General features: G+C 64.2%; 14 protein-coding genes. 6 read left to right on the top strand and 8 right to left on the bottom strand.

The features are described from left to right. Nucleotides 1-118 (bottom strand): hypothetical protein (locus tag VGV37_RS22530; RefSeq protein WP_326879650.1); only part of this gene is annotated, 118 nt, incomplete at its 3' end. 324 nt (nt 119-442) lie between these two features. Between VGV37_RS22530 and VGV37_RS22525 the strand changes: the two genes are divergently transcribed. Beyond that, a complete protein-coding gene (locus VGV37_RS22525; RefSeq protein ID WP_326882017.1) occupies nt 443-1390 on the top strand; it encodes a glycosyltransferase family A protein in 948 nt (315 codons plus the stop codon). Here the strand turns inward: VGV37_RS22525 and VGV37_RS22520 are convergent. The 5 genes from VGV37_RS22520 to VGV37_RS22500 form a co-directional block, all read right to left on the bottom strand. Beyond that, nucleotides 1362-2186, bottom strand: a complete 825-nt coding sequence (locus VGV37_RS22520) for a YdcF family protein (RefSeq protein WP_326882016.1) — start codon at nt 2184-2186, stop codon at nt 1362-1364. The genes VGV37_RS22525 and VGV37_RS22520 overlap by 29 nt on opposite strands. 46 nt (nt 2187-2232) lie before the next feature. After that, nucleotides 2233-3357 carry a glycosyltransferase gene (locus VGV37_RS22515; RefSeq protein WP_326882015.1) on the bottom strand — a complete coding sequence of 375 codons (1125 nt, stop codon included), beginning with the start codon at nt 3355-3357 and terminating at the stop codon, nt 2233-2235. 381 nt (nt 3358-3738) lie between these two features. After that, the gene (locus VGV37_RS22510) at nt 3739-4695 is read right to left on the bottom strand and encodes a right-handed parallel beta-helix repeat-containing protein (RefSeq protein WP_326882014.1); all 957 of its coding nucleotides are present in this window, start codon (nt 4693-4695) and stop codon (nt 3739-3741) included. A gap of 101 nt (nt 4696-4796) precedes the next feature. Then, entirely contained in the window at nt 4797-7052 is a 2256-nt protein-coding gene (locus VGV37_RS22505; RefSeq protein ID WP_326882013.1) for an alpha-amylase family protein, read from the bottom strand. Between the two features lie 19 nt (nt 7053-7071). Next, nucleotides 7072-9372: a glycosyltransferase gene (locus tag VGV37_RS22500; protein WP_326882012.1), complete on the bottom strand. Its 2301-nt coding sequence runs from the start codon at nt 9370-9372 to the stop codon at nt 7072-7074. 354 nt (nt 9373-9726) lie between these two features. On the opposite strand from VGV37_RS22500, the gene VGV37_RS22495 reads away from it, so the two are divergent. Continuing rightward, complete coding sequence (locus tag VGV37_RS22495) at nt 9727-10773, top strand: hypothetical protein (RefSeq protein ID WP_326882011.1); 1047 nt, start codon at nt 9727-9729, stop codon at nt 10771-10773. A 160-nt stretch (nt 10774-10933) separates the two neighbouring features. Further along, nucleotides 10934-12022, top strand: a complete 1089-nt coding sequence (locus VGV37_RS22490) for a glycosyltransferase family 4 protein (RefSeq protein ID WP_326882010.1) — start codon at nt 10934-10936, stop codon at nt 12020-12022. A gap of 33 nt (nt 12023-12055) precedes the next feature. Here VGV37_RS22490 and VGV37_RS22485 read toward each other — a convergent pair whose 3' ends face one another. Then, nucleotides 12056-12889, bottom strand: a complete 834-nt coding sequence (locus VGV37_RS22485; protein ID WP_326882009.1) for an FkbM family methyltransferase — start codon at nt 12887-12889, stop codon at nt 12056-12058. A gap of 768 nt (nt 12890-13657) precedes the next feature. On the opposite strand from VGV37_RS22485, the gene VGV37_RS22480 reads away from it, so the two are divergent. From VGV37_RS22480 to VGV37_RS22470, 3 genes are all read left to right on the top strand, one after another. Next, nucleotides 13658-16255: a hypothetical protein gene (locus VGV37_RS22480; RefSeq protein WP_326882008.1), complete on the top strand. Its 2598-nt coding sequence runs from the start codon at nt 13658-13660 to the stop codon at nt 16253-16255. Nucleotides 16256-16400: 145 nt separating this feature from the next. Then, nucleotides 16401-17837, top strand: a complete 1437-nt coding sequence (locus tag VGV37_RS22475; RefSeq protein WP_326882007.1) for an oligosaccharide flippase family protein — start codon at nt 16401-16403, stop codon at nt 17835-17837. Nucleotides 17838-17843: 6 nt separating this feature from the next. Then, a complete protein-coding gene (locus tag VGV37_RS22470; RefSeq protein WP_326882006.1) occupies nt 17844-18908 on the top strand; it encodes a GNAT family N-acetyltransferase in 1065 nt (354 codons plus the stop codon). Nucleotides 18909-18938: 30 nt separating this feature from the next. Here VGV37_RS22470 and VGV37_RS22465 read toward each other — a convergent pair. Then, a partial coding sequence (locus VGV37_RS22465) for a hydrolase 1, exosortase A system-associated (RefSeq protein ID WP_326882005.1) occupies nt 18939-19731 on the bottom strand: 793 nt, incomplete at its 5' end.

Genomic DNA, 19731 nt, shown 5'->3' with positions numbered 1-19731 from the left:
TGATCCGCTCGATCTTGCCCGCGTCCTTGTCCACGCACACCACAGACGTGCCGAACTCCGAGAAGCACGCCCCAGACACAAGCCCGACGTAGCCCGTCCCGATGACCGCAATGCGCATCAATATCTCCTCGTGGTAATGGCCGCCTTGCCGCCAGGGGCAATCGCGACCGATACCGTTTTCCCGACTTCAAAATCCGTATGGGCTAGCAAAACCTGCGACGCACGACATGCCCGATTGCGCGGGCTGGCGCCAACTCAAAAGACCGGCCTACACGGTATGTTGAATATTTGCCGCAGTTCCCCGACGTTCGGTCCGACAGTCTCGCCTTTTCCTTAATAAATCATGCCATTTGCGAAGGACGCGTGTCGCATTCATGGACAGAAGCATGAAAATACCTATCATCTTCAGGATATTGGGCACCAAGGGAGCGGTGATGTTTCGATGACCGGGCAGCCGGGCCCCCCACCGCTGATTTCGGTGATCATTCCCTGCTTCAATGCCGCGGCAACGATCTCGTCGACCCTGGCGTCGGTTCGGGCCCAGACCTATCGCACGTTCGAGATCCTGGTCGTCGACGATCGCAGTTCCGATGCGACGCTCGACCTGGTGTCGCAATTCGCCCAGGACGAACCGCGGCTGCGCCTGATCCGGCACGAGCGCAACCAGGGGCCGGCGGCGGCGCGCAATACCGGCCTCGCGGCGGCAGCCGGTCGCTATTGCGCCTTTCTCGATGCCGACGACGAATGGCTGCCGGACAAGCTCGATCGCCAGGTCGCGGCGCTCGTCGCATCGCCCCAGGCCCTGCTATGCTGCTGCAACGCGGTATGGATGCGCGATGGCGTGGCCGAAGGAACGGTCTATGACGGCTGCACCGTGACGAGCGGGCCCGACGCCTGGAAGAGCATGCTGGAGGATGTCTATGTCGGCACGCCCTGCGCCGTCGTCGATACCGCAGCAGCACGTCGGCTCGGCGGGTTCGATCCGGCGCTACGGGTCGGCGAGGATCAGGACCTATGGCTGAAGCTCGCCTTTGCCGGCGAGGTGGTGGCCCTGCCGCAGACTCTCGTCAAGTATCGGCGAAGCGTCGGCAGCTATATGGACCGCCATCGCGACTTGTCGATCACCGACTGGCTGCCCCGGCTGGAAGCGCACGTCGCGGCGCGGCGAGCAGCGCTCACGCCGGCGCAGTATCACCGGACCCTGCGTCGCATCTACGAACGGCTGGGGCGCAATGCCTATAGGGATCGCCATCGGCGCCGGGCAGCCAGGCTGTTGCTGCGTGCGATCCGCCATGGTGCCGGACCGTTCGCGACGATGGTCTTCCTGATCCGTGCGTCGGCGCCGGCCCGGGTCCTGGCGGCTATCGCGAAGCGTGTTCTGCGCCATTGACGCCGCGGCTATCCTCCGGCGCCGGGAACCACGCATCGGTCCAGCCACGCAATTTGTAATAGACCAACCCGGCCCACTCATGCGCCGCCCAATCGAGGTTCGCGAGACCCCGCGAAAGGTGCGGCATGAGCTGATAGTGGGTGCGCAGGACCCGATAGGCCACCGGCCACGCCGTCACCGGCCAGCCGACGGCCCGAAAGCATCCGACCGCGCGCGGCATGTCCGCGGCCGACGTGACCAGCAGCCAGGTCTCGCCGGCGCCGGGATTGACCAGACGCTTCGAATAGAGCGCATTTTCCCGCGTGTTGCGCGAGTTGTTCTCGAAGGTGACGCGATCCAGGTCCAGGCCGAGCGCGCCGAATAGGTCATGAGCGACATCGGCTTCGCGGATTTCGCCGTCGCCAGCCGCGGTGCCGCCGGTGAAGACCAGCTTGGCATCGGGAAAATAGCGCGCCAGGGCCAGGAATGTCGTCATCCGGTCGGCACCGGACTTGAGAGCCGGCATGCCATGTTCGGCCGAGATTCCGAGATTGATCGCGCCGCCCAATACGATGATGCCGTCGACATGGGCCGGCAGCGCGGTCGGTTCGGGAAACCGATCTTCCAGCCAAGCCATGGGCCAGTCCGCGGGCGACAGGGCCGCCAACACGAGAACGGCCGTGCCGAGCATCATCAGCCGGCGACCGATGAGCGAGGATCGCCGGATGAGGGAGCAGGCAAATCCGACCGAACATAACAGGAAGATGAGAATGCTCGGGTGGAGCAGCAGGCCGCCGTATTTTGAAATTTCGAACATCGACGGATCTTGCCCGCTCATGTGCCGAGAGAAGATCGATCGATCTTCACATTTCCTGCCCGCGCAGGGGCTCGCCGTCGAACAAGGTACGGTAGGCGGCGAACATCAGCTTCTGATCATAGGCCTCGCGGGCACGACGCGCATTGGCCGCACCGATGGCGGCGGCACGCTCGGGGGCATCGAGCAGGGTCAGCATCGCCTCGGCCAGGCGGCCGGCGTCCCGCTCGACCACGAAAGGATCGTTTTCGCCGGCCAGCATGCGCCGCACGTCGCCGACATCCGTCGAGACGACGGCGCGGCCCGCCGCCATGGCTTCCAGGACCGACAGCGGCATCTGCTCAGTGTCGGACGAGAGTGCGAACAGGCTGAACGCGGGCAGCAGCTTTTCCGGAGTCGGGCAGGCCCCCGTGAACAGGACCCGATCCGCAACGCCCAGTTCGGCGGCGCGTGCCTCCAGGCCGGCCCGTTCGGGGCCGTCGCCGACCAGAACGAGTTGCGCCGGCCGCTGGCGCACGACCTGAGCGAAGGCCTCGACGAGCCGGAGCAGGTTCTTCTCGGCCCGCAAGGCGGCCACCGTCCCGATCACGGGCTCATCGTGGCGGATTCCCCGGGCGGCCGCGAAACCGATGTCGGTGGAGACGCCGAAGCGGTCGCAATCAATGCCGTTGGGGACATAGACCATCCGGCCGGCAGGCAGGCGCCAGACGTCGCGGGCAATGCTGTACAGCGTCTTCGACGGCAACAGCACGGTCGACCGGTACAAGGCCAGCCGGCGGGTCCACATGCGGCGCCCCAGCTGCCGGTTCGCCTCTTCCGGGCCGAAACCGTCCTCCATGTGCAGGTGGGGCACCTTGCCGTCGAGATTGGCGAGCGCCCACTCGATGGATCCCCAATTGGACGTGACCAGCAGGTCGGGCCGGACTTCGCGCAGGATGCGGCGGAAGGTCTTGAGGTTGGCGAGCGTCTGGCCGCGCAGGATCGGCACGTCGAGCAGGCTGGCGTCGAGATCCGGCGCCAATTGCGCGAAGGCGGTCGTGACGCCGTTCATCGCCACGATCACGTGGCGGTAGTCCCGCCCGAAATGGTTGGCCAACTGGCTGAAACGGATCTGCGCGCCACCGACCGTGAACGCGGGGTAGACGTGGAGAAGCGTTCGTACCGGTCGGTTCATGCCCGGGCGAGAGCTTCGATGCGACCAATCGCGCCGCAGAAGCGCACGAGGGGCAGGGCGTGGGGGGCTTCGGCATCGGTATGTGAAATAGAGCCGCTGTCCCAAAATGCTACTTTGTGCATGACTGATCGCGTTCTCCAGGAAACAGTCGGATTCAGGTCGAAATCACACGATATCCATTGAAAATTCTTTAATGAAATCAATTCACATCAGTAAAACTCCCGACGCGTCTTGATGTCCCGCTCGAGAGTTTTCTCAATGGCTCTGGATCGTAGTGGAATTTGAAAATCTGCGACGGTTCGGTCTGATCCTGGCAACGGCAGATCCGAGGCATGGGGCGGGCGCGCAGCCCGTCCCATGCCAGCGCCGCCACGCCTCAGTTCATTGAGATTGACCGTCGCCCTTCAAGGCGGTGACGGAGCCGGTCAGCTTGTTGCCCTTGAGGATCGCCGGCGTCGCCGTGGCGTTCCACACCAGCAGGGTGTCGTAGTTGCCGTCGTTGCGGAACTGGTTGTCGCTGATCGTGATTTCAGGCGTCGGATGGGTGACGCCCTCCTCGCCGACTGCGATGGCGGTCGTGTGGTTTTCCGCCTTCGGTCCCTTTTCCAAGGTGTTGCCGCGGATCACGACGGCCCCGCCGTTGGGGACGTCGATCAGGTAGCTGGAGGTGCCGTTCGGGCCGTCGGTGATGGTACAGCCGATCACCTCGGTGCGACGCGCCCTGGACTTGATCGAATGGGCTTGCTGGGTCTCGGAAAAGCGCGAGTTCTCGACATGGACCAGATCGGCCTCATTGATATAGATGCCGTGGGCGCAGACCGGAGCGCAGACGCCGTTCTTCTCGAAATCGCTGTCGCGGATGATGATGGTATTGCCGGCCACGCCGCCCAGGATGCCGTTCTGGTTGTTGATGAACTTCACGCGCTCGACCGTCAGGTTGCCCTTGTCGAGCCGGATGCCCGCGCCGTTCATGTCCGGTACCCGCGCGCGGGTCAGCGTCAGGTTGCGAACGGTCGTGTTGTTGCCGGAGATGACGAACAGTCCTTTTCCCCCGCAGGTCTTGTCGGTGATGATGACGCCGGGCGCGGTGCCTTCGATCACCAGATCGTCGACCCGCCAGAAGGCACAGTCGAAATACTCGCCGGGCGCGATCTCGATGTGATCGCCGGCCTTGGCAACCGCCGCCGCTTCCGACGGCATCTTGTAGGTTTTATTCGGCCCGACCTCGAGGGTTGCCGCCACGCTGATGTTGGTGGTCAAGACGATCGAGACCAGGAGGATGGAAAATCCGACTTTCGCAATAGTGCTTGCGGCGGTCCATAAGGTGCTGACTGCCATGGCCGCTCCTAAGTCTTGAGGGATATCCGTTTGGTCCGTTGCGGAACGGGCCCGATCTCGCGGCGGACTCTACTGTGTCCGGGTCGGGCGGACAACCGCGCTCACGGACGGCGGGGAGCGACCAAAGCGCCCTCGACGGCCAATTTTCGTTCGATCCGCCGTCCGCCCAGCAGGTCGACCATCCGGATGGTCCAGTCTCCGACCGCCGCGTTCGAAGACAATGGCAATTGCCATGTCGCGCGGGCACGTCGGATGACGAGGTTGGTCGTGTAGGGCGGTGCGATCGTGCCGTCGGGTGCCAACGCCTCGATATGCACGACGCGGCTCATCCCGACCCCGTCGTTGCCGCCGATGGTGAAGCTGACCGTCGTGCCCTGTCGCGCCAGCTTCGCCCCCTGGAAGGTCAAGGCGGGCAGGGGCTTCGGCAGGAGAGCGAGGATCGTCGGCGCGACCCGGTCGAGCGCCAGCACGATCCGGCTCGTCCGCTGCGGTGGCCCTGGATGCCCGAGATCGTAGACATAGACTGGAGCCGGGAATTCGAGCGCCGTCTGCTGGCTGTCGCCGTCCGACCAGTCGCGCTGCAAACCGATGATCGTCGCGCCGGGATCGCGAAACACCCGGGCGTCGACATTGGCGGCGAGCGTGCCGTCGGCCGCGGTCAAGGTGAAGGGCGGCGGCGTGCCCGCCTTGTCCAGCATCTGTCGCAGCCGGACCAGGGGCAGGGGATCGCCGGGCTTGGCGTCCTGAGCGAGATCGGACATCAACAGGGCGCCATGGCCCGCGCCGGTCAGATCGGCCAGTTGGGGATGGCCGAGGCGGCGTCCGTGCTCGTCGAACTGGCCCGGCGCCGCATCGGTCACGACCGTGCCGCCGTGGGCCGCGAAATCGCGGATCCTTTCCGCCTCCGCGGAAGAGAGCGTGATCGCGTGGGGCAGCACCAGCACGTGCAGATGCCGGCTGACGAGCGCGCCCTGCTCGATCATCGCCGGCGTCAGCCATTGCGGCGACACGCCCAGATGCGCCAGGAGGCCGGCGGCCCGTCGTGTCGCGCCCCGGACCGGGTTGTCCTCCTCATACTCGATCTGCGCCTTCCGGTCGGCCCACGGCTTGCCGTCGGCCTTGCGGTCGAGCAGCCATTGGGTGCGCAGGCCGGCCGGCGAATAGAGGATCGCGACCGGGTCGGCCGCAGGCGTGCTGGCGATCAGCTGGGCGGCGAGGCCGGACCGCAGGTCGGCTGCGAGTGCGCCCAGGACACGGCCGCGCTCACTCGGCGTTCCGTCGTTGCCGACGAACGCGCCATCCTCGTCCCATAGGATCAGTCCGCGACCGCCCAGCAGCAACTCGTGCCAGACGGTATGGATCTCCTCCGCATCATTGAGCAGCGAGGTGTGCAGCACCGTCAGTTTCGGGTTGAGCGACCGGGCGATCTCGATGTTGTTGCCGAAATCATACATCTCCATCACGTCGACGGCGGAGGCGAGTTGACTGTAGTCGTAGCCGCCCCAGCCGGGGATCTGGCCGCCCTCCAGCGCCGAACGCGCGGTGGGATCGGCCGCATGCACCGCGTCCGTGCCGACGCGCACCGCACGGGCGAACGCGACATCCATCCATTCCTTGAAGTCGCCCCAGGCTGCGAAATTTTCGTCCGGCTGCTGGAGGGCCGCGTCGGTCGTCATCGGCATGACCGCGGCCCAGTCCGGAAACCGACTGCCCCATTCCAGGTTCAGCGCGTCGAGCGTTCCGTAGCGCTGGCGCAGCCAGGTCCGCATGCCGTCGAGGGATTGCGGCCCCATGTCGAAATCCCAGGCGGCGGCCAGATCGCCGATGCCCGCCTCGTCGGCCAGATTGTAGAACAGGGCGCGCGGCCTGCCGAACGCCTGGACGTGCTGCTTCAGGCGCGTGGCGACGCGATCCAGCCAGACCGGGTCGGACAGGCTCGGGTTGCGCACGAACGCCTGGAGGTTCGTAGGCTCCTCCCGATGAAGCCGCTTCGCTTCGTCGAACTGCCAGGTCACTGGGTGATCGGGAAACCATCGGTGATAGGCGGCATAGAAGTCGGTGGCGATGTTTTCGACGTACCAATGGAGCTGCAGCGCCCGGAACGGTGCCGTCTCCCGCGCGATCTGCTTGTCGTCGAGCGGCCCCCGGGTGCCGTGGATCATGCCGGCGGTGAGGCCCAGCCGGGCGAGCCCGTCGAGCCGCGCCGGCGACTGGGGCTGCCACATGATGATCTGGTAGTCGTTCCATGTGGGGTCGTCCGCGCCGGCGGCGCGCGCCGCAGGTGCCGCCAGCATTCCGCACAGGCCAAGGGCGAGGAAGCAGTTCCTGGCGGGGCGGCGAGCTTCGGCGGCCTTCACCGGTGCGGCTCCTCCGCGATCATACGGCCGCGGCCATTTTCCGCGCGGGTTTGGCGCGCAGTTCCTGCGCCTCGGCGTAGATCCTGCTGGGTGTCGACAGCGTGCCGCCCATCTCGCCGAGGAAGAACTCGATATAGCCCTCGATCCAGTCGAGGAACGTGGTGAGTTCGGCCTGGTTGTTGACGTAAGGCGTATGGCCCGGCTCGAGCGACGGCGAATGATAGGTCACGGTGAACACGCGTTCCGCCCGATCGGCCAGCATCGTGCGGGTCAGCAGCTTCGCCTCGGCAAGCGACGTGCCCTCCGGTGTCAGCTTGATCCGGTTCAGCAGCTTGAGGCGGGCGAGGCTGCCGGGCGCGCGCAGCGCCGTGCCCAGGCGGGACGAGGCATAGGGATAGATCTGGTCGCCCAGCCGGCGCAGCGTGCCGGTCATGCCGAGCGTGACCGGCAGCTCCAGGATCTGCTCGCTCGGCCCGATCCAGAAGGGAGTCGTCGATTCGAAACGATAGTCCGGGCCATGCTTCGAGCGCAGGTCCATGTAGGGAATGACGCTGCAATCGATGTGATAGCCCAGTTCTTCGAGCAGGTACGGGGTGTTCGGTCCGACGCCATAGCGCCCGGCACGATAGAGGCGCGGCTTGATGTCGAACCGGTCCTCGATCCGTTTGGTCAGCTCGATCAGCTTCGCGCGTTCGAGCGCCGGGGGCAGGTTGCCGGGGAAGGTGTTGCGCGGAATCGCCGGTTCTTCGATTGGCGGATTGACCCAGGGATGAAGCTGGGCGCCGATCTCGCACTTGCCGTCCTTGACCAGCTCTTCCAGGAACTTGACGGCATCGCGCTGGATGGCGACGGGGTAGTCGATGGCATAGCTCGGGATCAGGCCGAAACGTTCGAAGATGCGCTGGGCCCGTTCCTGGCAGCCGATGGTGGTGACATGGGTCGACGTGCGCGAGAAGAAACGCCAGTCGAACTCCTCCTCGGTATCGATCACGACGATCAGCTTCGGCGGCGCCTGGCGCGGCAGTTCCGCTATCGTGCGCGGCAGGCTCAGCCAGGGAATTTCGACGCTTTGCAGGGCCGCTTTCGAAACCGGATCGCCCGAGGCCTTGGCTGCCGCGACGTCCTGGGCCAGGGCCTGGAACTGGCTGACGCGGGTCGACCAATCCGCCGCCGCGGCCGCCTTGTGTCCGCCCTCGACCAGCCGGCCATGGAGCGCATCGTCGGACAGGATGCGAATGGCCGCCTCGGCAACCTTCGCCGGGTCGGTGCCGTCGACGCAGAGGCCATTGACGCCATCCTTCACCGCATCGACCGCGCCGCCGGCGATGCCCGAGATCGCCGGCTTGCCGCAGGCATTCGCTTCCAGGAACACCAGGCCGAAGCCTTCGGTATCGCCGTTCGCCAGTTCGCGGTTCGGCATGACGAAGACATCGCACAGCGAGTAATGATCGTTGAGCTCGCCATCGGCCACGTCGCCCGCGAACGTGACGTGCTCGCCGATGGCGAGTTCGGCGCAGATCGCGTCCAGTTCCGGCCGGTACGGGCCGTCGCCGACGATCAGGTAATGCGCCGTCGGGCAGGCCGCCAGGATTTCCGGCATGGCGCGCAGGACCATGTCGGCGCCCTTGCGCTCGACGACGCGCGCCACGGTCAGCAGGACCCGTTTGCCGGCGAGACCGTATCGTTCGATCAGATCCGCCCGGGGCGAGGTCGGATAGAAGCGCTGGCGATCGACGCCATTCGGGATGATGACCGCCCGATTGTCGGGGAGATCCAGCAGCTGGAGGATGGCCGTGTGGGAAAAGCGGCTGACCGCGATGACCGCATTGCACATCGCGAGGAACTTCGACTTCGAGCGCTCCGACCAGCTCGACGAATCCCGATTGGTGATTTCCTCGCCATGGATATAGGCGATGACCGGCTTGCCCAGCAGATGCCGGCATGGCCAGACCAGCCAGCCGCCATAGACCAGTTCCCCGATGCAGATCACGTCGATGCGTTCGCGCCGGCAGATGCGGGCGATCGCGAGGCCGGCGCGCAGGACGACCCGCAGGTCGTGCAGGGTGCGCGCCAGGCGGGGGCGCCGGGAACCGTCTTCGCGAAAGGCGGTCGGTCGCAGCAGGTTGATGCGGAACACGGGATAGCCGGCCGTGGCGTCATGCTCCTCGACGCCCTGGAGCCGTTGCCCGGTACGATAGTCGAGGATCGGGGCGAGCGGCAGGATCTGTCCATTGCCGAAGCGGCAGAGGTTTTCATAGACGACGGACGATCCGCCGCGGACCGGCGGGAAGTTGCTCGTGACGAGAAGCGTTTTGACCAAGAGCCGTAGAACCTCTCAAAGAAGGATGCCCGCCGGGGAGAAGATATCCGCCAGCCCTTTGATTTCGCGGTGCATCCTATATGGTCGAAGATTGGAACGCGACGTCGCCCGTTAAAAAAATCCCGCCGATTTACCGGAGAACGGACGGCAGACTGACATTCCACCGCGCATTGCCAATGCGTTCCGTCGAGCCGCCGACCTCTTCGACGGCAACACGGAATGCCCGCATCTCGACGACTGGGTGACGAAGCTCACGATCCAGGATAGACGAATGAGCTCTTAACATTATGCTTACGTCTCGAGCGGAAATCCGCCTATCCGACACGGACGAATTCCAGGTCATAGGACGACAGCATGACGATGGCGCGTTTGCCGAAGCTTGTTTCCAGGCTGTCGATCCTGCCTTCGATCTCGCTCGCCGCCCTGCTGGCAACCGCCACGCCTTCGCTCGCCAAGACGATCCCGGTCGGTCCGAACGAGACCTTCAAGCAACCGAGCGAGGCGATCGCCGTCGCCGCCGACGGCGATACGCTGGAGGTGGCGCCCGGTCAATATTACGACTGCGCGATCATCAGGCAGAAGCAGTTGACGATCGTCGGCACCGGACCCGACGTCGTGTTGACCGATCGGATGTGCGAGGGCAAGGGGCTGCTGATCGCCCGCGGCAACGATCTCACCATCCGCAACCTGACTTTCACCCGGGCGCGGGTCGCCGACCTGAACGGGGCGGGCATCCGGCTGGAGAGCGGCAACCTTACCGTCGACCATGCGCAATTCATCAACAACGAGACCGGTATCCTGGCGGATGATGCACCGCGCAGCACGATCCGGATCCTCAACAGCGTGTTCGACCAGAATGGCCGGTGCGACAAGAGTTGCTCCCACGGGATCTTCGTCGGCCGCATCGCCCTGCTGAACATCGAACACACCAGGTTCTTCGACACCCACGACGGCCATCACATCAAGTCGCGGGCGCTCAGGACCGAATTGATCGACGACGATATCGAGGACGGTCCCCGGGGTACGTCGAGCTACCTCGTCGAAATTCCCAACGGCGGGTCCCTCATCATGCAAAAGAACCGGCTCGAAAAAGGGCCGCACAGTACAAATCTCCGCGCCGCGATCATGATCGACGACGAGGAAAAACTTCAGATCACCAACGAGCTTACTTTTTTCGACAATTATTTCGTGAACGATACCGGCGAGCAGATTGTCTTTGCTCTGAACTGGAGTGAGACAGATGCCGTTCTCAATGGAAATATTTTTAAAGGTGACGTAACGAAAATTTCTTCAAAAGGATATGCTCTGCATAAAACCCGAGAATTTCTTTATATGATCAAGGGATATGTCTTGCAGTTCGCGCGCGCGGTAAAGCATCTGATCGCCGTCGTCGGCGTTTAGGTGCGGTCTTTTCGATAGACAGGACTTGGTCCGGCCGCTAGATCTGCATTGCAAGCGGAAGATCTTTCAAGTCATTCGAATCGCCGGCAATCCAACTGTCGTCGTCGACCAGATATCCCAAGACGCGAGTGTCCTCAGCCATGTTCGCCTCCCGCTGTCCGTGACGAACCAGATCGACACGCAGCCGCCCGGCCGCCGGCTTCGCGCCGTACTGCTGCCGCCGTTTCCGTGGCAACCGGAGCGCGATGGCTGGAAGCCGGGAACGGCGCCGGACCCTCTGGAATTGGACCGTCGGCTTGCGGCGCAGGGCATCGATCTCGTCCTGCTCGATCCGGGCGAGCGGCCGTGGAATCCCCTGGCCGGCGGCCATTCGCTGATGCAGTCGCTGGATCCGCTGCGCGCCCTGCGCGTGCTGACCGCTTGGCGCGATGTCGATGTCGCCATCTCTGTGTTCGAGGGTTCCGCTCTTCCGCTCGAACTGCTGCGCACGCTGTTCCTCTTCCGCGTACCCGTGGTCGTGTGGGACCTCGGGCTGACCGACGGTTGGAAATTGCGCGAGCGCATCCTCGACCGCGTGGTGCCGCGCGCGGCCGGCCTGTTCGTCCTTTCCGACAACCAGCGGTCCTACATCGCCGAACGCTGGGGCCGGTCCGCCGGCGTCGAGGTGATCGGTCACCGTGTGGATACCGAATTCTTCCTACCCGCGCCGCCGGCGCCCGCTGGCTATATCCTGTCGGTCGGCGAGGACGCGGGGCGCGATTTCGACTGCCTGATCGACGTCGCGCCGCAGATCGATGCCGATATCCTATTGAAAACCAGGCGGATACCGGAGGACCGGGTACTGCCGCCCCGCGTGAAGACGATCAGGCAACGCATCGGCTATCCGGAACTTCGCGATCTCTATGCGCAAAGCCGTTTCGTGGTCGTGCCGCTGCACGAAACCATCAACGCGAGCGGGGTCAGCATCGTTCTCGAAGCGAGCGCCATGGGGCGGGGCATGATCGTCAGCGACACCGCGGCCATGCGCGATTTCATCGTCCCGAACGAGACGTGCCTCACCGTGCCGAGCGGCGACCGTGCTGCGCTCGCGGCGGCGATCCAGCGGCTGATCGGCGAGCCGGAAACATGTGCCCGTCTCGGCGCCGGCGCGCGGCGCTTCATCGAAGAGCGCTGCTCCGATGCCGCCTTCGCCGATCGCTTCGCGACGGTGCTGCGCCGCTATGCCCGCCGGCGGCGGGGCGATGCCTGAGAAGCTGTCGGAACGCTTCCGAGGTCGGTTCGCTCAGGCGGCCAGCACCACATCCACCTGATCGTACTCGCCGCCTCGCGAGATCACCTCCCGAAGTGTGTCGATGGTGCTGCCAACCGACTGAAACTCTCCGGCGACCTGGTCGTGCTTGAGCACGCACCCCTTTGCAGAATGCTCTTCGATGAACTTGAGGACCGGGCTCGGCTCCAGTCCCATACGGCGCATGCCCCACGGCCAGAACTCGGAAACGATCAGGCCGGCTTGGGAGAGGGTGTTGGCGCCGCCCGCGAAGATCGCCGGTTCAGCGCCTTGGGTATCGATCTTGACCGCGAAGCGCCCCGGTGCCGGCGGAAAATCATCCAGCCGGATCGTTTCGACGGCGATGGTACCATCGCTCGAAAGCCGGTGGTCGCCGGAGTTATAGTCGCTGCAGGTGAAGTGCATGGTCCCCTTCCGGTCGGCCACAGCGGCATTGATCACCTCGACAGTCACCCCGGCCAGCGCAACATTCGCGCGCAGCAGCGAACAATTGCGCGGCTCCGGCTCGAATGAAACCGTCCGGATGCGCGGATTCTTAGCGATGGGTATCGCAATCAAGCCGATATTGCCGCCAATATCATACATCGTTCCCGGTTCGTCTCCGAAGTACTCCCGGAACATGCTGAGGATATTCTTCGACCAGGAGCCGTTCGCCAGGTAGCTTTTTATGACGGATTGATCATAGATCGGGCCGAAGAAGCTACCCTCGTCTCCGTGAGCCTCGTAACTCTGTATCCCAAGAGTCCGGGCCGACTGATAGAACACCTCGTACAGAACAGAGCGCGGAATACGGCCGATGGCGGCTTTGGCGACGGTTCGGATATTCATGCTCTTACACCATTTCTGTCGAGTGCGACGCGGTTGAGCGTTGTCGAACATTAACGCGGCGCTTGAGATATTCGTGCCACATCCTCACTGAGGGGGTATGGCCCTGAAGGTGGTTCGAGCGAGGCATTTCTGGGGCCGATGAACCGACCATAAAGCAATATATATGACAGCCCGAAGCTTGTCGGTCTCGATATCAGGCGCGACCCGGCATACCGCATTCTGCTTGAAGACCTGGAGTGAAAACGGCTGAAGTCATGCGCAGCATGACCATCCGGGCAAAGGCCTCAAGTCTACCCGCGGCTCGGTTGCGGCATGAAAAGATGCGAAATCCATTCGATGGCCGACGGATCGGACTGTTCGACGACGAGATGGCGGGAGGGGTCGAAATGACGGGCTTCGGTTTCGGAATATCAGCCCCATGGAGTTCGAAAACCAAATGTAGTTAGCTTGTGCTGCGGAAACGGAATCGGCAACAGCTCGCACCTCTTTATGGCTTCGATGAGAATCAGATTGGCGCCTGGACCGAGAAGTAATTTCTATGGTTGTTTCATTCCAATCGCCATATTTTTGTCGACTGTTGTGCCATTGTGCGCTTATGCCGAACCACCGATGGAAACGGTAACCGCCACCGACGCGGTGAATGATGTAATCATCGTGCCCAATAACCGAGGCGGTCCGGTTACCGTCATCGGAAACGGTCGGTTCCCTGCAAAATTCTGGTTCTACTCTTATTGGCTGCATGATTTCGTCTTCAATAAGGACGGATCGGTGACGCTGGAGGAACAGCACGCCACCGGCCAGAAGACCATTCTGAGGGATGTGCCCGAGGTCTATTTCCTCGATGGCGCCGGTGTAACGCTGCCGAGTCTCAAGCCGATCTTCGAGAAGCCCGTCGATGACCGTCCGAGCATCCTGCGGGCCCCGGTGCTGCCGAAGCCTGGCCATCCGGGCGAAATCGTCGCCTTGCAACTGAGAAACGACACCCCGCTCGACCTGCCGTCGCGCGTGGTCACGTTCGGCCAGGTCTTCGTGCCGGGCGACTTTCCGGGCGGCACCGTGCTCGAAGCGATGGTCGGAAACGACGCGATCCCGGTCCAGGCCGACATCAAGGTGCGCTATCCCGACAAATCGGTGAAACATGCCGTGATCAGTCTGCAGGCGCCGGCGCTCGCGCCGGCCGCGAGCGCCATCGTCATGCTGTCGGCCCGGCCGGGATCGGCGTCGACCAGTCCGATCACACCCAAGACGATCCTGTCGAGCGGCTACGACCTGACCCTCGTCCGGGATTTTCCATCCCAGGGCGGCCTGCCGCCACTGTCCGTCGACGCCAGGAGCGTGCTCTCGTCCGGCGTCGCCGACGGTTCCGTGACCGTCTGGTTGAGCGGCCCGCTCGCCACGGAATATCGCGTCACCCAGCGCCTCGTGCCGAACCAACTGGTGACGTTCGACATCAGAGCGACCGCCGACGGGGCGGTCCGGACGGACATGAGCATCTCGAACGACTTCGCCTATCTGTTTCCGCAGACCACCTTCTACGATGCCACGGTGACGCAATCGGGCATGTCGCGCTGGAAATCGCCGGCGCTCACCCACCGCCGTTTCCAGGAATGGCACAAGGTCTTCTGGAATCGGGAGGCGGCGGTGCCGTCGATCGTCTTCGACGTCGACTATCTCGAGCGGTCCGGCGCCGTGCCCAACTACGACCTGTCTTCCGGTCTGGCGCGCAGTGTGCTCGAGCGCACGCAGGCTGCGATGGCGAAGGCCGATACAGGGCCGCTCGGCGGTGCTTTGATCACGAAGCAGATGGCCACGCCCGGCGGCCGCGACGATATCGGCCCGACCACGAACTGGGCGGCCAACTACCTGGCCTCACAGGATTCCGGGGCACGGGCGGTCATGCTGGCGCAGGCCGACGCCGCCGGCTCCATCCCGTGGCACGTCCGCGAGATTACCGGGCAATGGACCACCGCGATGAACCGGCCGCAGCTGTGGCTCGACGCACGGTGCCGCGGCGTGGATTGCCTGCCCGGCGGCTTTGCCGGGACCGGGGCGGTCGAGTGGGTGCCGGAGCCGGCTCACGAACCGGACCTGAGCTACATCCCCTATCTGACGACCGGCAGCCACTTCTATCTCGATCAGCTCCAGAGCGAAGCCAATTGGCTCGTCATGAGTGAGGATCCGGAAAGCCGGCAGAACGACAAAGGCCTGTTCTATCCGGCCAGCCCGGTCTCCGGGATCGCCTGGAACCTCCGCGACATCGCCAATGCCGCCTGGATCACCCCCGACGACGATGTCCTGAAACCCTATTTCGAAACCGTTGCCGGCAACAACCTCGATGGCCTGCAGCAGGCCTACCTCGTCCAGCGGGTCATGCGCCAGAGCGGGGCCATCGAAGGCTTCGTCCGCAATCCCGCGGATCTGGCGACCATCATCCCGCGGCAGCAGGATTTCCTGGCGCTGGCGATGACCCAGCAGGCCCTGCGCGGTTCCGAGGCGGCGAAGCGCTTTGCCGGATGGTCGTCGAATTTCGTGGCAGGACGCTTCCTGCACGACAACGACGGGTATAATCCGCTGCACGGCCCGGTCGACCATCTTGCCTACGTCGATCCGCAGAACAAGGCGCCAACGAACGCCTGGGCGGAATTATACAAGTTGAACTTCCCGGCGAAGCCCGCGCCACTGCTGCTCGACGGCAATCCGGCCGGGGCCGGCGGCGATGCCGCGATCGCCCGGGCCGCAGCCGCGAACCTGTTTTCCGCGACCCAGGACCCGCACGCGCTGCGCGCCTTCGCCTTCATTGCCGGCAATGCGGCCCAGATGGTCCAGGATTTCCCGAACGGAAATGCGTTCAACATCAATCCGCGCTTCCCGGACGGCCACCTGCTGCAGAACGACGAGATCCAGTATGCCTCGGCCAGCGGCACCCGTGTCGTGGCCAAGGCGACGCATAGTCTGCTCGTCGGCGGCGCCGCCCATACCACCCTGCAGGGCATCAAGGGCGTTTCGATCCTGGTCGGCGGTTCGGGTGCAACCACCTTGATCGGCGCGCCGGGCATCAATTATTTTTTTGCAGGCTCCGGCGAGTCGGCGATGGACGGTGCTGCCGGGCAGAATTACTTCGGCATGGGAATAGGCAAGGCTCAGATCGATCTGGCGGCCACCGATGTCGCCGTCGACCGGATCGAGGGCTTTCGGCCGGGAAAAGATCACATCCATCTGATCGGTCTCGATACCGAGCTCGCCAAAGTCATCGCCAATGCGCATCGGGCGGCGGAGGGGTTAACGATACTGACGATCGGCCCCGCTCATACGATCGAATTGATCGGCATGCCGCCGAGCGATGTGACGTCTGCATATTTCAATTAAAAAATGCGCCCCAACTATCCAGGCACCCGTTCTGCACAGTGGCTTTTCTTCATACCAGATGATATTTCACGCGCACCTTTGAGAAAACCGTTGTCGGAGCAAACAGATTTCCATTGCCCATAAGACGGCCGTCGGCGCGGGCTGGATGATCCTTTGGCGTCTCGGCACTCGGGGGCTCGGGGTCATCAGCACGCTGATCCTGGCGCATGTGCTGGTCCCGCAGGATTTCGGCGTCGTGGCGATCGCGACGACCTATGTGACCGCGTTCGATGCGATCTCGGCCTTCGGACTGCAGGATGCGATCATCCGGATCGGCGGTTCCGGCGAAAAATTGCACGACACGGCCTTCACGCTGTCGATCGTCCGCGGCGCGCTCAATGCGGCGATCGTGGTGCTGACCGCGCCGCTGGCCGCAAGCTTCTTCAATGAACCGCGCATCGCCGCCGTCCTCTATATGCTGGCGATCGTCGTGCTGCTCGAAGGTTTCGAGAATATCGGGATCGTCGATTTCCGGCGCGACATGCGGTTCGACAAGGATTTTCAGCTGTTCATGCTGCCGCGGCTCGTTTCGGTCACGGTGACGATCTGCTGTTCGCTGATCTTCCGATCCTACTGGGCGCTCATCTGCGGCATCCTCGCGCTGCGGCTGGTACGTCTGGCCGCGACCTACGTCCTGCACCCCTATCGGCCAAGGCTGTCGGTCGCGGAATGGCGCCAGCTTTCCGGCTTTTCGTTCTGGACCTGGGCGACGAGCATCGCAGGATTCACCCGCGATCGCAGTTGGACCATCGTCATCGGCCGGTTCTTCGATCCGGCCTCGGTCGGCAGCTTCACCATGGCGTCGGAGATCGGACTGCTGCCGACGAGCGAGCTGATCTATCCGATCTGCCGCGCGCTGTTTTCCGGCTTCGCGCTCGCCCGCCACGAGGGCACCAATCTCGCACCGGCATTCGCACGGACGCTCGGCGTTTTGGCGATCCCGGTTTTGCCCGCCGCGATCGGCATTTCCGCCGTCGGCAATTATGTCGTGGCCTTCGCGCTCGGATCGCAATGGGGTAATTCGATCTCGATCATGCAGATCATTGCCGCCTGTTCGCCCTTCACCTTGCTGACCGCGATCGGTGGCACGGTCATGGACGCATCGGGCAATATCCGGAACAATTTCTGGATCGTCGCCGTTTCGGCCGTGATCGGGGTCAGCGCCAGCGCGATCATGGCCTCCTACTACGGCATGAACGGCATCGCGATCGCGACCGGCACCCTCATGACGCTCGAAGGTCTCGTGTTCCTGGTCGTCACCATGCGGTCGGTCCGGGCATCCCTGGGCGATATCTTTTATCGCCTGTGGCGGCCGATCATCGCCACTCTCGCCATGAGTGCCGCCCTTTGGGGTAGCGGCTATGGCTGGCAGCTTTCGATCGGCCCGGCGGTCGAGAACGTGCGGAACTGTGCTATCGCCATTTCGATCGGCGCCATTTCCTATACCGCGGTGATGCTGGTCCTGTGGAAGCTGTCCGGCGACAAGGATCCGCTGGAGGTTTTCGTTCTGAATACGGTGCGCAAGAGCATCGCGCGGACATAGCCGCTCATGCCTTTGCTGATCGACCCTGATTTCTCCCGGCTGCCGGACGGCCTCGCCGGACTCTTCGCTGCGGCGGCCGAGACGAGTTTCTTCAATCATCCGGCCTGGTACGCCGTGTTTGCCGCTCATGCGCTCGAACCCGGTGGCGAGGCCAGGCTCTACACCGACGCCAGCGCGGGCGCCGGCCTGTTACTGCAACGGCCGGGGAGTGTGCCCGGGCGACAGCTGCGGAGCTTGGCGAATTACTATAGCTGTGCGCATGCGGCGTTGCTGCGCCCAGACGTCGACGCGGCGACCGCCCTGACCGCGGTCGTCGCCGAGGTCCTGGGCGAGCGACCGCGTTGGGACTCTCTTCTTCTCACCGTGCTCGATCCGGCCGCCGATGATTTTACGGCTCTCGACGCGGCGTTTCGACGTTTCGGCATGGTGGTCCGCCCCTATTTCGACTGTGGCGTCTGGTATCAGCAAACCCAGGGCCTGTCGTTCGCGGGCTATGTCGCAGGGTTGCCCTCGCAGTTGCGCAATACCTGGACCCGCAAGCGCAGGAAGCTGGCCGGCAGTCCGCGGCTTCGCCTGACCTATTGCGCGGGTGAGGACGGGCTCGACGACGCGATCGCCGCCTATGAGGCGGTCTACCGCGCCAGCTGGAAGGAACCGGAGCCCAATCCCGGGTTCATGCCGGCCCTGATGCGGGCCTGTGCCGTCCTGGGTGCCCTGCGGCTGGCGGTCTATCATCTCGACGGCGAACCGGCCGCCGCTCAGTTCTGGATCGTCTGGCGCGGCCGCGCCACGATCTTCAAGCTCGCCCATGACGAGCGCTTCATCGAGCATTCGCTGGGAACGCTGCTGACCATGGAACTGATGGAACGCGTTCTCGAGAACGATCGGCCCATCGAGATCGATTTCGGTCATGGCGACGACGCTTATAAGAAGCTCTGGCTGCCGCTGCGGCGGGAGCGCTGGGGCCTGTTGGCCGCCAACCCGCGGACGCCCCGGGGGCTGGCGCTGTCCGCTCGCGAGAGTGCCGCCCGGCTCTATCGGCGCCTGCGTCCGGCGCCGGATCGCGGTTGAGGGGTCAGTCCGGCAACGCTTCCCAGCAGATCATGTCGCCTCGCCCGTTTGCACCGGGCCGGCTCGGTTCGCCCGGTGTTGCTGTCGTTGATCCAGCCACTCTTCGATATGGTCGAGTGCGCCGCGCCACCAGATCGCCTGGGAAAGAGTGTGATCGGCGCCGGAAATGCGGGCGACCGTCAGATGCGGCAGCGGCGGATTCTGCAGTCTGGGCAGAACTTCACCCTCGAATTCCGCAGCCGTCATGTCCCGGCCGGACAGTAGCAGCAGCAGCGGACGGTCGCAGGCGGCAAGTGCTGCGTGCAACTGGTCGGCGAGCGAGGCCTCGTCGCCGGTGTCCTGCCGGCTCGCGGCGATGGTCGCCAGAATTTCCCGCAGCTTCGCCCAGGGATTGATCTGGCCGGAGAGCAGCTTCTTCCAGAACGCGGCCGATAGGGCCTGTCGAGGGTAGTGGGTGCGGATCCGTGTCGCGGCCAGGGTCTTCTCGCTGCGGACCCAGGGGTTCAGCAGGATCGCACCGTCGGCCGCCGCTGCAGCAAGACCGAGGGCGATCGCCGCGGCGGCGTCGCACAGGCCGTAGAGAATGACCTGATCCAGTCCGGGAACCGTCGACCGCAACGCCTGGACGGCGGCCGCGATGTCGGGGCCCAGCGCGGCGAAGCCCGGATGGACGCCCTCGCTGTCGCCCATGCCCCGGCCCTCGAACCGCAGCGTGGCGATGCCGCGCTCGGCGAGGGAGCGGGCCAGGAGGACGTGCTGCCGATGGGCGCCGACCCGCGTTTGGGCACCGCCCGGCAGAATGACGAGGCCGATGCCGTTGCCG

Origin of the sequence: Aliidongia sp. (assembly GCF_035943795.1) — a bacterium.
In the GTDB taxonomy this organism is placed as follows: Bacteria; Pseudomonadota; Alphaproteobacteria; order ATCC43930; family CGMCC-115725; genus Aliidongia.
The sequence above is the reverse complement of the archived record's forward strand: the minus strand, read 5'-3'. Positions and strand labels throughout refer to the sequence as shown.

Excerpts from the sequence above, each read along its gene's own strand:
- VGV37_RS22520 (WP_326882016.1), bottom strand. The coding sequence starts at position 2,186 with ATGTTCGAAATTTCAAAATACGGCGGCCTGCTGCTCCACCCGAGCATT.
- VGV37_RS22475 (WP_326882007.1), top strand. The coding sequence starts at position 16,401 with ATGATCCTTTGGCGTCTCGGCACTCGGGGGCTCGGGGTCATCAGCACG.
- VGV37_RS22515 (WP_326882015.1), bottom strand. The coding sequence starts at position 3,357 with ATGAACCGACCGGTACGAACGCTTCTCCACGTCTACCCCGCGTTCACG.
- VGV37_RS22495 (WP_326882011.1), top strand. The coding sequence starts at position 9,727 with ATGACGATGGCGCGTTTGCCGAAGCTTGTTTCCAGGCTGTCGATCCTG.
- VGV37_RS22525 (WP_326882017.1), top strand. The coding sequence starts at position 443 with ATGACCGGGCAGCCGGGCCCCCCACCGCTGATTTCGGTGATCATTCCC.
- VGV37_RS22470 (WP_326882006.1), top strand. The coding sequence starts at position 17,844 with ATGCCTTTGCTGATCGACCCTGATTTCTCCCGGCTGCCGGACGGCCTC.
- VGV37_RS22485 (WP_326882009.1), bottom strand. The coding sequence starts at position 12,889 with ATGAATATCCGAACCGTCGCCAAAGCCGCCATCGGCCGTATTCCGCGC.
- VGV37_RS22510 (WP_326882014.1), bottom strand. The coding sequence starts at position 4,695 with ATGGCAGTCAGCACCTTATGGACCGCCGCAAGCACTATTGCGAAAGTC.